Origin of the sequence: Burkholderia sp. USMB20 (assembly GCF_000949135.2) — a bacterium.
Classification (GTDB): Bacteria; Pseudomonadota; Gammaproteobacteria; order Burkholderiales; family Burkholderiaceae; genus Burkholderia.
Map to the genome: position 1 here is coordinate 146,276 of NZ_JTAN02000021.1, position 13,568 is coordinate 159,843.

The following is a 13,568-nucleotide window of genomic DNA, read 5'->3' on the forward strand; positions in this document are numbered from 1 at the left end:
TGTGTTGTTGAAGGGAAGTTGAAAGGGAGGCGCGTGAAGCGTTATGAACAACTGGCCGACGATCTGCAGGCGCAGATCGAGCGCGGCGTGTACCGGCCCGGCGAGCGGATTCCGTCGGTGCGCCAGGCGAGCCGGCAGCAGCAGCTCAGCGTCACGACCGTGCTGCGCGCGTACCTCGTGCTGGAGAGCCGCGGCCTGATCGAGAGCCGGCCGCAGTCGGGCTACTTCGTGCGGGCGCGCGCCACGGCGCCGGCCGAGGCAGAGCTGCACATGTCGGCGCCGGCGGCCGAGCCGTCGGCGGTGGACGTGAGCCGGCTCGTGCTGTCGACGCTGCGCACGATCTCGCGCGACGACGCGGTGCCGCTCGGCTCGCCGTATCCCGACGCGTCGCAGTTCCCGGTGCAGCGTCTCGCGCGCTACGCGCAGGCGATCGGGCGGCGCCGCACGCGCTGGGGCGTGATCGACGACCTGCCGCCCGGCAACCCGGAGCTGATCCGCCAGATCGCGCGGCGCTACGCGGAGCGCGGAATTCCGGTCGAACCGGGCGAGATCGTGATGACGATCGGCGCGACCGAGGCGATCAACCTGTGCCTGCAGGCGGTCGCGAAACCGGGCGACACGATCGCGGTGGAGTCGCCGACGTTCTACGCGATGCTGCACGCGATCGAGCGGATGGGCATGCGCGCGCTGGAGGTGGCGACCCATCCGGGCGACGGCATCGATCTCGACGCGCTCGAACGGATCCTCGCGCGCGAGCGCATCGCCGCGTGCATGGTGATGCCGAATTTCCAGAATCCGCTCGGCTTCCAGATGCCCGATGCACGCAAGCGCGCGCTCGTCGAGCTGCTCGCGAAGCACGGCGTGCCCGCGATCGAGAGCGACGTCTATCACGAGCTGCATTTCGGCGACACGACGCCGAGCGCGCTGAAGTCGTACGACCGCGACGGGCTCGTGCTGCATTGCGCATCGTTCACGAAGAGCCTGTCGCCGCGCTACCGGATCGGCTGGGCGATGCCCGGCCGCTACCGCGACCAGGTCGAGAAGCTGAAATTCCTGAACACGCTCGCGACGCCCGCGATCGAGCAGCTCGCGATCGCCGAATACCTGAAGCACGACGGCTACGATTTTCACCTGCGGCGGATGCGCAAGCAGTATGCGCAGCAGGCGAGCCTGATGAGCGCGATGGTGCGGCGCTTCTTCCCGGCAGGCACGCGGTTGTCGCAGCCGCAGGGCGGGTACGTGCTGTGGGTCGAGCTGCCGCGGCAGGTCGATGCGATGAAGCTGTATGCGCTCGCGCTCGCGCAAGGGATCACGATCGGGCCCGGCCACATGTTCTCGGCAACCGCCGATTATCGGCACTTCATCCGGCTCAACTACAGCTATCCGTGGTCGCGGCAGATCGAGGAGGCGCTGAAGGTGGTGGGGCGGCTCGCATCCGAGTGCGCGGGGCGGTGAGCGGCGCGATACCGCGTTGCCGGCGGCGACTCGTCGGCGGCCGCGCAGGCAAGCGTCACCGCGCGGACGGCGCGGGCAGTCCGGCTTGCGCCGTGTCGACCATCCGGCGCATGTCGAAGCCCGACGGATGCTGGTACACACGCAGCCCGAACTCCGGCAGCACCGCGATCAGGTGATCGAACAGGTCGGACTGGATCGCCTCGTAATCGACCCAGGTCGTCGTGTCGGTGAAGCAGTACAGTTCGAGCGGAATGCCTTCGGCCGTCAGCGGCAGCTGGCGCGCCATGCACGTCATGTCGCGGCGAATGTGCGGATGGCCCTTCAGGTAGTTCGCGACGTACGCGCGGAAGGTGCCGAGATTCGTCAGCTGGCGGCGGTTCGCCGGGCATTCGCCGGCCGCGCCGAGCGTGCCGTTCCATTGCGCGATCGCGTCGACCTTGTCTGCCAGGTAGTCCTTCAGCAGCGTCAGGCGTTCGAGCCGTTCGATCTCGTCGTTGCCGAGAAAGCGCACGCTCGTCGCGTCGATGAACAGCGCACGCTTGATGCGGCGCCCGCCGGCCTCGGTCATCCCGCGCCAGTTCTGGTAGCTCTCGGTGATCAGCTTCCAGGTCGGCACCGTGATGATCGTGTGATCGAAGTTCGCGACCTTGACCGTGTTCAGCGTGATGTCGATGACGGTGCCGTCCGCGCCGGCCGACGGCATCGTGATCCAGTCGCCGATCCGCAGCATGTCGTTCGACGACAGCTGCACGCCGGCGACGAGGCCGAGCAGCGTGTCCTTGAAGATCAGCATCAGCACCGCCGACATCGCGCCGATGCCCGACAGCAGCAGGCCGATCTGCTTGCCGGTCGCGTCGCCGATCACGACGAGCGCGGCCGTGATGAACATCACGAGCTTGACGAGCTGCATCGCGCCTTTCAGCGACAGGCGCGGCTGGTCGCGCCGGCTCGTGCGATGCGAGTGTTCGAGCGCGGACAGCGTCGCGCTGATCGTCATCGACACCAGGAACACGATCAGCGCGAACAGCACCTTGTCGGCAGCCTGCGCGGCCACGGCGGGAATGCCGGGCACCGCGCCGAGCCCGAGCTTGATCACGACGAACGGCACGATGCGGTTCAGCCACTTGAATGCGCCGAACTCGAACAGCGCGTCGTCGATGCGGGTGGCCGACAGCCGCGCGAGGCGCGCGACCACGCGAAACAGCAGGAAATGGACGGCGGCGGCGATCGCGCCGGCGGCGGCGAGCAGGATGAGGATGCCGACGAGCGGCGCAAACCAGGATTCGTTCAGGGTCATAAGGGTGGACAGGGGCCTTCTCGTGCGTTGAATCTGTACCGCGACGCGGCGCGCGCCCGGTGAAGGGCACATGAAAGGGACCGTGATTGTGCCATCGGGTTCCGGCCGGATGTCGCGAATGCGTGACGCAGGGCTCCTCAACATTGTCACCGTCGCGCGGAGTTTCCTTGTGGCCTTGTGTCGTCGAGTCCGTGTGCTCACGTAGCGCAACATACTGTGCACTTGCCACGCATCGCCCGCTCGGGGCACGATGCGCGAACGGCTTCGCGAACTCCGCTTCCACGTCGTTCCGCTCAACCACGCATTTCACGCATGCAAGATTCCAACGAAAGCCAGCCGTCACGCGTGCGGCTGCTGAAGGGCATTCTGCCGGTTCGGCGCGCGTCGGCCATCCGCGACGTGTTCGCGGGCATCTCGCTCGCGTCGATGGATATCCCGCAGGTGCTCGGCTATGCGCGCATAGCCGGCATGCCGGCCGTGACGGGCCTCTATACCGTGTTCCTGCCGCTGATCGCGTTCGCGTGCTTCGGCGCGTCGCGCCATCTGGTGGTCGCCGCCGACTCCGCGACCGCGACCATTTTCGCGAGCCGCCTGTCGTCGATGGCGCCGGCGGGCAGCGCCGAGTACGTCGCGCTGGCCGGCATGGTCGCGCTGCTGACCGCCGCGATGCTGCTGCTCGCGCGCATCTTCAAGCTCGGCTTTCTCGCCGATTTCCTGTCGCGCACGGTGCTGGTCGGCTTCCTGGCCGGCGTCGGCGTGCAAGTGTCGATCGCGATGCTCGGCGACATGCTCGGCTTGTCCGTGCCGTATCCGGCATCGCGCAGCGTCGCCCAGCTCGACTACGTCGTCACGCATGCGATCCACGCGCATCGGCCGACGCTCGCGCTCGCGGCGCTCGTCGTCGTCGCGATTCTCGCGTGCAAGCGCTTTCTGCCGCGCGTGCCGATGCCGATGATCGCGGTGGCGGGCAGCATCGCCGCGAGCGACTGCTTCGGCTTCGCCGCGCAAGGCATCGCCGTGCTCGGGCCCGTCGCGGGCGGCTTGCCGCCGCTGCGCTGGCCGTCCGTCACGTGGCAGCAGTTCCTCGATCTCGTGCCGGTCGCCGCGTCGTGCTTCGTGATGATCATCGCGCAGAGCGCGGCGGCGGCCCGCGTGTTCGCGCAGCAGTACGGCGAGGACGTCGACACCAACGCCGACATCCTCGGGCTCGCGGCCGCGAACGCGGCGGCGGCGGTGGGCGGCGCGTTCGTCGTCAACGGCAGCCCGACGCAGACCGCGATGGCCGACGGCGCGGGCGTGCGCAGCCAGATCGGGCATCTGGCGTTCGCCGCGGTCGTCGCGGCGGTGCTGCTGTTCCTGAGTGCGTATCTGCAGTACCTGCCGCATGCGGTGCTGGCCGGCATCGTGTTCACGATCGCGCTCGGGCTGATCAACGTGCGCAGCCTCGCGGCGATCCGCAGGGAAAGCCCCGGCGAATTCACGCTCGCGCTCGTCACCGCCGCGGCCGTCGTGACGGTCGGCGTCGAGCACGGGATCCTGCTGGCCGTCGCGCTGTCGCTGATGCGGCACGTGCGCCACAGCTATCAGCCGCACACGATGGTGCTCGAAGCCGCCGACGGCAACGGGCGGTGGCTGCCGGTGCCGGCCCGGCCGGGCGCGATGACGGCGCCGGGGCTGATCGTCTACCGGTTCGGCTCCGACCTGTTCTTCGCGAACGACCATCGGTTCGCCGCCGAAGTGACCGAACTCGTCGACGCGTCGCCGGTACCGCTGCGCTGGTTCATCGTCGACGCGGGCGCGATCACCGATCTCGATTACTCGGCCGCGCGGACGATCACCGATCTCGTCAAGGCGCTGCACGCGCGCCGGATCGGTGTGCTGTTCGGGCGCGTGAACCGCTACCTGCACGCCGATATGGAGCGCCACCGGATCACGGAGATCGTCGGCGCGTCGTGCATTTTCCCGACACTGCACCAGGCGCTGGAAGCGGCGGGCGTGACGCCGGCGCAGCAGGAGCCGGGGGTCACGTAGCGGAAATTGGAAGGCGGAAGGCGAGAGGCGAGAGGCGAGAGGCGAGAGGCGAGAGGCGAGAGGCGAGAGGCGGAAAGCGGAAAGCGGAAAGCGGAAAGCGGAAAGCGGAAAGCGGAAAGCAGGGGGAACGCGGGAGGCGGGAGGCGGAACGCGGGAAGTGGAGCGCGGGAAGCTTCACCGCTAAGCGGCTGCGCGCACGCGCGCGAAGCCGTTGCGCAAATGGCGGGCCAGTTCCGCCGCGGCCGGCGCGTGCTGGCCGCGCGGCAGATGCAGGTTGATCGCGAAGTTCGGCAGGGCGGGCAGGCCGCTGTCGGCCGGCAGGATGTCGAGATCGGCCGGCACGGTGGACGCTAGCCAGACGGTCACCGCGAGATCGGAGCGCACGGTCGCGGCCGTCGCGTCGATGCTGCCGTTCTCGAACACGGTGCGCCACGCGCGATCGCAGGCCCGTAGCGCGTCGAGCACGGTCGGGCGGAACGCGCAGGTCTGGTCGACCATCGACACGGGCAGCGGCGTCTGCAGATGGGCGCTACCGCCTTTCGCGCCGACCCAGACCAGACGGTCGACGGCGATGCATTCGCCGCGCGACGGCCCGACCGGCGCCTCGATCAGCGCGACATCGATCTCGCCTTGCCTGAGCGCCTTGCGCAGTGCGGGCGACGCCGCGCACACGAGCGACAGCGCGACTTGCGGATGCGCGTGCGCATAGCCTTTCAGGATCGGCGCGAGACAGCTGCCGACGAGATCCTGCGGCGCGCCGATGCGCACGGCGCCTTCCATCGCACCGGCCGTCAGCTCGGTCAGCAGCGCGTCGTGCGCGGCGAGCAGCCGGCGCGCCTGCGCGAGCAGACGCTCGCCGTCCGCCGTGAGCAGCAGGTTGCGATGCTCGCGCACGAACAGCGGGCCGGACAGCGTTTCGAGCCGCGCGACCTGCTGGCTGACCGCGCCTTGCGTCAGGTGCAGCGCGCGGCTCGCCGCCGTCATGCTGCCGTGATCGGCGACCGTGACGAAGGCGCGAAGCAGGGCGATGTCGAGGTTGCGTGTCATGGTTCGCATTATGAATGCTAATGACTGGCATAAAAATCTTTCGCTGTCGTAATGCACGGAGCGCGGGTAAAACGGAGCTTCGACGACCCGAACCGGGAGCCCGTGTGCCGCTTCAAGACTATTTGCCGCTGCTGTTGTTCGTGATCGTGTCCACGGTGACACCGGGTGGCGCGACGACCCTCGCAACCGCATCGGGCGCGCATTTCGGCTATCGGCGTTCGCTGCCGATGATGATGGGCATCGCGGCCGGCCTGGCATCGATGGCCGCCGCCGCCGCGGCCGGGCTCGGCAGCGTGTTGCTGGCCCTGCCCGCGCTGCAGCTCGGGATGAAGGTGCTCGGCTCGCTGTATCTGCTGTGGCTGGCCACGCGCATCGCGCGCGGCGGCAAGCCCGGTGTCGACGCGGCCGTGCAGCGGCCGCAAGGATTCGTCAGCGGCGTATGGATGCTGTGGCACAACCCGAAGGGCTGGGCGATGACGCTCGGCGCGGCCGCGTCGTTCGCCGCGCTCGCGTCCGGCCCCGTGCGGCTCGGCGCGTTGCTCGGGCTGGCGTTCGGCGTGGCGGCGATGGCGTCGCTGTCGCTCTGGTGTTGTGCCGGGCTGCTGTTCGCGCGCGTGCTGCGCACGGAGCAGCAGTGGCGTTGCGTGAATGCGGGCTTGGGGATCCTGCTCGCGGCGTCGATCGTGCCGATGTGGCTGTAGCAGTGGCGCTGCGCGCACGGCGCAGCCGCGACACTCAGCGAGAACCGTCCCGCGCGGCCCTGACGGGCCGTCCGCCCGCGCCGCTCGACCATCGCGGCAGCCGCAGCGTCGTCGCGAAGCTCGCCGCATGCAGTGCGCAAAGCAGGCCGAACGTCCACGCGTAGGCGACCCCGTGCGTGCCGCCCGTCGACGCGGATTCGGCCTGCAGCCGCCACGCGAGAAATAGCGTGCACATCGTCGTGAAGGTCGGGCCGCCGAGGCGCTGGACGATATTGAGCGACGTCGTCGCCATCGGCAGGTTGTGCCGCTCGACCGACGCATACGCGGCGGAAATCGACGGTGCGCCGATCGCGCTCTGGCCCATCCCGCGCAGAAACAGCGCGGGCACCAGCACGGCGGGATCGTAGCCGGCCAGCGCGAGATACACGAACGGCAGCGTCGCGGCGAGCGCGAGCAGCGCGCCGGCGGCGGCCAGCCGGCGCACGCCGAACCGGCTGGTCAGCGCGCCCATCGACGGATAGGTGACGAGCATGCCGAGCCCGAGCGGCGCCAGCAGCCAGCCCATCTCGCCGGGCGAGCGGCCGCACGCCTCGATCAGGAACACCGGAATCAGCATCTGGCCCGCGTAGATCGCGCCGTTCGACAGAAACTGCGTGGCCGCCGCCGCGCCGAACACGCGCGAGCGAAACAGCGCGAGGTCGATCAGCGCCCGCTCGCCTTTGCGCAGCTGGACGCGCAGGAACGCGGCGAGCAGCAGCACCGAGCCCGCGATCGCGGCGATGCCGGGCACCGCGTCGATGCGCTCCGCGCCATACAGGAACAGCACGAGCGCCGGCGACAGCAGCGCGAGGCCGCCCCAGTCGAGTTCGCGCTGCTGCGTTTCCTCGCGGTCGCCGGGCAGGAACCACACGGCCAGTGCCAGCGCCAGCGCGCCGACCGGCAGGTTCACGAGAAACAGCCAGCGCCACGACGCGTACTGCAGGATCGTACCGGCGACGACCGGCCCCAGGATCGGTGCGATCAGCACGGGTACCGCCGCATAGCCGATCACGCGCGCCATCTGCTGGCCGGCCACGCGCGCGATCATCATCTGCGCCATCGGCGCGAGCAGCCCGCCGCTGACGCCTTGCAGCACGCGGAACGCGATCAGCGACGGCGCGGACCACGCGAGCCCGCACAGCGCCGACGTCAGAGTGAACGCTGAGAAACACCACAGGTACAGCGCCTTCGCGCCGATGCGATCGACCAGCCAGCCGTTCAGCGGCAACACCAGCGTGAGCGCGAGCAGGTAGCCGCTCGTCACCCACTGGATCGTCGACAGGCTCGCGTGCAGGTCGGTCGCGAGGCTCGACAGCGAGACGTTGACGATCGTCGCGTCGAGTTGCGACAGCAGCGAGCCGAGCGTCGCGACCGCGCTGACTTTCCAGATCGACGGACCGAGCCGTCCGGCCGCACGGCCCGGCGCCGGCCGCGCGCGTTGGTCGTTCACGCGCCGCGGCGGTCGAGCAGCGCGACGATCTCGTGCGTCGAGCCCGTCTCGCCGAGCCGCGGGAACAGCCGTTCGACGCTGTTCGTGTGCGCGTCCGCGTTGAGGTCGGTCATCGCGTCGACCGCGAGCGTCACGTTGTAGCCGAGTTCGTGCGCCTGGCGGGCCGTCGATTCGACGCCGATGCTGGTCGCGATGCCGGCCAGCACGATCTGCGTGACGCCGGCCGCCTTCAGGTGCGCGTCGAGATCGGTGCCCGTGAATGCGCCCCAGGTTTTCTTCGTCACGACGTGGTCGCCAGGCTGGCAGTTCAGTTCGGGCAGGAGCTCGGCCCAGTCGGCCGGGAACGGATCCTTGCGCGGCGGCAGTTGCGTGCGGCCCGGCGCGCCGCCGGCGACGTTGACGAGCACGACCGGCAGGCCGCGGCTGCGGAAGGCGTCGAGCAGTTCGCGCGTGCGCTCGATCACCGGTGCGACCGGGTGGGCGGTGGGCAGCGCGACGATGCCCTTTTGCAGGTCGATGACGACGAGTGCCGTATGCGTGTCGAGACGGGTTGTGCTCATGATGCGGATGCTCCATGCATAGGGAGAAGGGACACGTGTCGCGCGGCACGCGCGCGGGGTCACTGCTCGCCGATGCGCCGGATCAGCGGAATCGCGGCGGCGAGTGTGCGGAGGTCTTCGGCATCGAGCTTCTCGATCGCGGCGCCGAGCCACTTGTGCTTCGCGGTGTCGCGCTTGCGCCGTGCCGCCAGGCCGGCCGCGGTCAGCAGGAACAGGATCTGGCGGCCGTCGGTCGGATGCGGCTCGCGTTCGACGAGCCCGTCTTCCTCGAGACTCGCGAGAATCGCCTTCATCGACTGCGGCTTCATCGCCTCGGCGCGCGCGAGATCGGCGGTCGTCATGGGGCCCTGTCGTTCGAGCCGCGCGAGCGCACTCGTCTGCGACATGCCGAGCCCTTCGGACTCGATCTCGGCGCGCAGCCGTCGAATCAGCTGGCCGACCGCGAGGGTCAAGTCGGCGGCGACGGCGTCGGCGGAAATGCGGGGTGTGCGTGGCGGAGTCATGCGGCGGATCATAGAACACGACAGTTAAACTTGCAAGTTTAGCTGTCTAGTTTGACGGGCGTTCGCGATGCACGGCGCATGACGTACGACGCACCGCGCACCGACGCACGATGCGTCGGCGAGGCCGGGAGAGGAACAGCGGGCGGCGGCTCGGCAACCGCCGATTGTCGGACTGTGGGCAGTGTGCGGCCGGACGCTATGCGCGGCGCGGCAACGGAACCGGCACGACGTCGTTGTACTTCGGCGACGCATTTTCGTGCAGCAGGTCGCCGAGATACTGCGCGAGTTCGTCCGCGGCGAGCGCGGACGGAACGTGCAGGTTGGCCGGTCGCCGCTTGCCTTCGGTGCCGAGATCAAACACCGCCCAGCGGCCGTTCGTCCGCACGACGGCGAGCAGGCGTCCGAACGCGTTGAAACGGTATTCGTCCTGCATGGCATCGCTCCTTCGTGGATGAATGTGCCGGCCGCGCGCGTCGCGTTTACTGGATCGAGCAGGTCAGCCAGCGATGGATCTTCAGCGCATCGCTCGACACGCCGGCGCGCGTCGGTGCGCCGAGCAGCACGACCGTTTCGCGGCGGCCCTTCACGCGCATGCGCATCACGACGCCGTGCCCCGATTCGTTGATGAAGCCGGTTTTCTGCAGCCGGATCGGCAGGCGGCCGTCACGCACGAGCGGATCGGAGTTCACGTACAGCAGCTCGCCGTCGCCGGCCTGCACGGTGGTCGACGTGTCCGTCGAGAAATAGCGGATCAGCGGATCCTGCGCGGCCGCGCCGACGAGCCGCGCGAGATCCTCGGCGGTCGACACGTTGTGCGGCGACAGGCCGGTCGGTTCGCGGAAATGCGTATCGCGCATCCCGAGCCGGCGCGCCTCGCGGTTCATCGCCTTCACGAACGCGGCACGGCCGCCCGGATAGTCGCGGCTCAGCGCGGCGGCCGCGCGATTTTCCGACGACATCAGCGCGATATGGAACATCTGGCGGCGCGACAGTTCGGCGCCGATCGGCAGCCGCGAACCGGTGAACTTGATCGTGTCGCGATCGCGAGAAGTGACGCGCAGCACGCCGTTCAGCGGCCGGTCCGCGTCGCGTGCGACGACGGCGGTCATCAGCTTCGAGATCGACGCGATCGGTCGCACCGTGCGTGCGTTGCGGGCGAGCAGCGGCGTGCCGGAGTCGACGTCGAGCACGTAGGCCGCGCGCGAATGCAGCGAGTGCACCGCGCGCGGGCTGTAGCCGCAGCTCGCGAGCAGGCGCGGCTGCGCGGCGGGGCGCGGGCGAACCGCGTTCGTGCGTTTCGCGCGCCGGTGCTGCGGTGCGGGCGCCGTGTGACGCTTGACTGCATGATGCGTCACGCGCGGGCGGCGGTGCTTGACGGCCTTGTGCTTGCGGTGGGCGGGTTGTTTCTTGACGACTTTCGCATGCGCATGGGGCGTCGCCGTGCGATGCGGCTGCGCACGCTGCGCCGTCGCGTTCGTTGCGAACGCAAGTGTCAGGAACGAAAGGGCGATGAGCAGGGTGGTCCGGGCGCGAGGCAGGCGCGCGATGAGGCCGGTCAAGCGAGAGTCTCCTTTTCACGCGCGTTGCGGCGGCGCGAAATGCGTGGGCGGTCAGCGGGTGCGGGAAATTATAAGGTCGATTGTGTGGCGATGACGATGGATGTGCGCGCAATGGTGCGTGATGCAGGCGGATTCAAGCTGTTCCTTGGCCGTCAGCGGAGCAGCCGTATCCGGGCCATGCTCAGGGAAATGATATGTGACTCAACGTTATGGGTTACACCGGATGGCAATAATTACCTAATTGAATTGTGTTGGTAAATGTTACCTTTTGAGCTGTAAATTTATTGAGATTAGTGGGTGGGCGTTCAGCACTATCGTGTTGTTCAGAAAGACATTTATAATCAGCCCTCGGCAGAAACCCACCTGAATACCAAACCAAGGGCAAGCTGCATGGGCCACACCGCACTTTATAAGACGTTGCGTCTGGGCAACGCGCAATACAATCGTCTAGTCAAACTCGACACGCCGCTTGGCGTCGATTGGCTATTGCCGCTCTACGTAAAAGGAACGGCCAAGCTGGGCCGCGATTATGAATTCGTGGTTGATGCGGTTTCGCCGCGCGGCAGTCAGATCGAACTCAACGCGCTGCTTGGCAAACCCGTCACGCTTTGGATTCAACAGACCGACGGCACGTACATGCCGATCCACGGTTACGTTCACAGATTCAGCCGGTTGGGATTCGATGGGACGTTGACCTATTACAAGCTGGCATTCTCGTCCTGGCTCTATTTCTTGCGGCTGCGTCGCGATATGCGCGACTGGCAGGAGCAGAACGGCGAGCAAATTCTGACCGATGTATTCAACGAGCATCCTCAAGCGCGCGGCGCGTTCCGCTACGATCTTCACAAGCCGCTGCCGTCTTATTCGAATCGAGTGCAGTGGGAATATGACCTGAACTTCGTCCACCGTAGCCTTGAAGAAGTCGGCGTGTTTCCGTACTTCGAGCAGGCGGACAACGGCCGGTCGCACATGATGGTCCTGACGGACGACGTCTATTTCGTCCCGCAAATGAGGCAGTCCATTGTCGAGTTCAGTCACACGGGGTTCAGTGGTGAAATGGACGGATTCGTGCAGTGGAAGGAGCAGCTTCAGATCGAAAGTGCTCAACTGACATCGCGCTCGTTTGACTACAAGCGACCTGATCTTCCGCGGCAGGTGCAAGGCGTCACCGATACGCAGAGCGAGTTGCCGACGGATGGCGAGGTCTACGACTACCCGGGCGCATACATGTGGTCGGACCGTGAGCAGGGCGAGCGCCTCGCGCAGATCCGACTCGAGGAGAGGAAGTCGCGAATGAAGCGCTTCCACGGAGTGGGCGGCTTGCGCTGCGCGATGCCCGGGCGGCGCTTCGAATTGCACGGCCATCCGGTCCATGACGCCGGAAGCCAGCCGGATCGTGAATTCGTGTTGCTCGGGGTGGACTGGCTGATTCGCAATAATCTGCCCGGTCTGGATGAGGTGGGGGATTTTCCCGACGGCCTGGCTGCGGAAATCGCGGAAGCGAAGGTGGGTGCCACGGTGAGCCACGCGGATGGTGGCGAAGGTTTCTTTCAGGTGACGGTTGAAGCGCAGCCCCGCAACGTGCCGTTCCGCAGCCCGTTCGAGCACAAGAAGCCGGTCATGCAGTTGCAGAACGCGATCGTCGCTGGGCCTGGCGGCGAAGAGGTTTATACGGATTCGCTGAACCGCGTGAAGGTGTGGTTCCACTGGAATCGCCGCAACGGTCAGGATGAACGTGCGTCGTGCTGGGTGCGTCCGACCTTCCTTGATGCAGGCTCGAATCGTGGCGGGATTCAGCCGTTACGCAAGGGCGATGAAGTCGTCGTCGGTTTCATGGAAGGCGACTGTGACAGGCCCGTCATTATCGCGAGGATGTACGGGGGTGCTACGCAGCCGGTATGGCATACGAACGGCTTGCTGTCCGGTCAACGCTCGCGCGAGTATGGCGGCACCGGCTACAACCAGCTCGTAATGGACGACTCGACGCAGCAGAATCGGGTTCACCTTTACTCGAGCAGTTATCAGTCTCACTTGCACCTCGGATACCTGATCCAGCAGACGGACAATACGCGCGGTGCGTTCCTCGGCAGTGGTTTCGATCTCAAATCGGACGCCTACGGTGCCATTCGGGCGGGGCAGGGCTTGTTCGTATCTACCCACCCGACAGCGACGAACCAGCCGTTGAACGTGACGGCTGCATCCGAGCAGTTGGCCAGCGCGGAAACCGTTGTTGATTTGACGTCGCAGGCGAGCTCGGCGAACCAGGCTGAGAGCCTGCAAGAGGGGCAGGATGCGCTTAAAAAGTTCACCGACGCGACGCACTATAGCGTGAGTGGTGGCGCCGGCAGTGGCGGTCGCACGGGCGGTGGCGGCACGGGCAATGCGAATGGCTTTTCGACGCCGATCATGTTGATGGCGAGTCCTGCAGGCGTGGGGCTGTCGACGCAGGAGTCGGCGCAGGTCACGGCGAACCAGCAGGTCAATATCGTCGGTGGCAAGAGCGTGCACGTGGCGGCGGGAAAATCGCTGATCGCGAGCGTGATGGAGAAGATCAGTCTGTTTGCGCAGAACGCTGGAATCAAGCTGTTTGCAGCGAAGGGCAAGGTCGAGATCCAAGCGAAAAGCGATGTCATGGCGTTGACCTCGCAGCAAGATCTGACTATCACCAGTGTTGACGGTCGAGTCGTGATTTCGGCGGACAAGGAGATCTGGATCGGGGCCGGTGGGTCGTACATCAAGATCACGCCGGACCTGATCGAGAACGGGACAACTGGCCGAATTCTTGAGAAGGGCGCATCGTGGAGTAAGCAGGGCGCGTCGTCCATGCGCTTGCCCGCACAGATTACGAGCGTCACAAAGGGGTGTTCCTGGCAGACAGCCTCGGCGTCCGCCAATAGCGCGTCAACCGTCGTGCTGGAGTAAGTCA

The 13,568-nt window shown here is 67.0% G+C and carries 11 protein-coding genes; 4 read left to right on the plus strand and 7 right to left on the minus strand.

Annotation, left to right across the window (positions count from 1 at the left end; genetic code table 11):
- The first annotated feature begins 33 nt into the window (after positions 1 to 33).
- Complete coding sequence (locus tag PL79_RS31020) at positions 34 to 1,455, plus strand: aminotransferase-like domain-containing protein (protein WP_044843258.1); 1,422 nt, start codon at positions 34 to 36, stop codon at positions 1,453 to 1,455.
- Positions 1,456 to 1,510: 55 nt separating this feature from the next.
- Here PL79_RS31020 and PL79_RS31025 read toward each other — a convergent pair whose 3' ends face one another.
- Positions 1,511 to 2,752, minus strand: coding sequence for a mechanosensitive ion channel family protein (locus tag PL79_RS31025; protein ID WP_044843259.1), 1,242 nt, complete (start codon positions 2,750 to 2,752; stop codon positions 1,511 to 1,513).
- Positions 2,753 to 3,064: 312 nt separating this feature from the next.
- Here PL79_RS31025 and PL79_RS31030 point away from each other — a divergent pair, with 312 nt between their 5' ends.
- Positions 3,065 to 4,783, plus strand: coding sequence for a SulP family inorganic anion transporter (locus PL79_RS31030; protein WP_044843260.1), 1,719 nt, complete (start codon positions 3,065 to 3,067; stop codon positions 4,781 to 4,783).
- 180 nt (positions 4,784 to 4,963) lie between these two features.
- Here PL79_RS31030 and PL79_RS31040 read toward each other — a convergent pair whose 3' ends face one another.
- Entirely contained in the window at positions 4,964 to 5,839 is an 876-nt protein-coding gene (locus PL79_RS31040) for a LysR substrate-binding domain-containing protein (RefSeq protein ID WP_044843261.1), read from the minus strand.
- A gap of 95 nt (positions 5,840 to 5,934) precedes the next feature.
- Here PL79_RS31040 and PL79_RS31045 point away from each other — a divergent pair, with 95 nt between their 5' ends.
- Positions 5,935 to 6,531 carry a LysE family translocator gene (locus tag PL79_RS31045; protein WP_044843262.1) on the plus strand — a complete coding sequence of 199 codons (597 nt, stop codon included), beginning with the start codon at positions 5,935 to 5,937 and terminating at the stop codon, positions 6,529 to 6,531.
- Between the two features lie 34 nt (positions 6,532 to 6,565).
- Here PL79_RS31045 and PL79_RS31050 read toward each other — a convergent pair whose 3' ends face one another.
- The 5 genes from PL79_RS31050 to PL79_RS31070 form a co-directional block, all read right to left on the minus strand.
- Positions 6,566 to 8,020 carry a DHA2 family efflux MFS transporter permease subunit gene (locus PL79_RS31050; protein ID WP_044843263.1) on the minus strand — a complete coding sequence of 485 codons (1,455 nt, stop codon included), beginning with the start codon at positions 8,018 to 8,020 and terminating at the stop codon, positions 6,566 to 6,568.
- Positions 8,017 to 8,580: a cysteine hydrolase gene (locus tag PL79_RS31055; protein WP_044843264.1), complete on the minus strand. Its 564-nt coding sequence runs from the start codon at positions 8,578 to 8,580 to the stop codon at positions 8,017 to 8,019. Before PL79_RS31055 ends, PL79_RS31050 begins: the two co-directional genes overlap by 4 nt.
- 59 nt (positions 8,581 to 8,639) lie before the next feature.
- Positions 8,640 to 9,095 (minus strand): MarR family winged helix-turn-helix transcriptional regulator, encoded by a 456-nt coding sequence (locus PL79_RS31060; RefSeq protein WP_044843265.1) that lies wholly within the window; start codon positions 9,093 to 9,095, stop codon positions 8,640 to 8,642.
- A gap of 184 nt (positions 9,096 to 9,279) precedes the next feature.
- The gene (locus PL79_RS31065) at positions 9,280 to 9,516 is read right to left on the minus strand and encodes a DUF7661 family protein (protein ID WP_044843266.1); all 237 of its coding nucleotides are present in this window, start codon (positions 9,514 to 9,516) and stop codon (positions 9,280 to 9,282) included.
- Between the two features lie 46 nt (positions 9,517 to 9,562).
- Entirely contained in the window at positions 9,563 to 10,642 is a 1,080-nt protein-coding gene (locus PL79_RS31070; RefSeq protein WP_044843267.1) for a serine hydrolase, read from the minus strand.
- A 390-nt stretch (positions 10,643 to 11,032) separates the two neighbouring features.
- Between PL79_RS31070 and PL79_RS31075 the strand changes: the two genes are divergently transcribed.
- Positions 11,033 to 13,564, plus strand: a complete 2,532-nt coding sequence (locus PL79_RS31075; RefSeq protein WP_044843268.1) for a type VI secretion system Vgr family protein — start codon at positions 11,033 to 11,035, stop codon at positions 13,562 to 13,564.
- Positions 13,565 to 13,568 lie beyond the last annotated feature (4 nt).

Excerpts from the sequence above, each read along its gene's own strand:
- PL79_RS31055 (WP_044843264.1), bottom strand. The coding sequence starts at position 8,580 with ATGAGCACAACCCGTCTCGACACGCATACGGCACTCGTCGTCATCGAC.
- PL79_RS31040 (WP_044843261.1), bottom strand. The coding sequence starts at position 5,839 with ATGCGAACCATGACACGCAACCTCGACATCGCCCTGCTTCGCGCCTTC.
- PL79_RS31025 (WP_044843259.1), bottom strand. The coding sequence starts at position 2,752 with ATGACCCTGAACGAATCCTGGTTTGCGCCGCTCGTCGGCATCCTCATC.
- PL79_RS31075 (WP_044843268.1), top strand. The coding sequence starts at position 11,033 with ATGGGCCACACCGCACTTTATAAGACGTTGCGTCTGGGCAACGCGCAA.
- PL79_RS31065 (WP_044843266.1), bottom strand. The coding sequence starts at position 9,516 with ATGCAGGACGAATACCGTTTCAACGCGTTCGGACGCCTGCTCGCCGTC.
- PL79_RS31030 (WP_044843260.1), top strand. The coding sequence starts at position 3,065 with ATGCAAGATTCCAACGAAAGCCAGCCGTCACGCGTGCGGCTGCTGAAG.
- PL79_RS31060 (WP_044843265.1), bottom strand. The coding sequence starts at position 9,095 with ATGATCCGCCGCATGACTCCGCCACGCACACCCCGCATTTCCGCCGAC.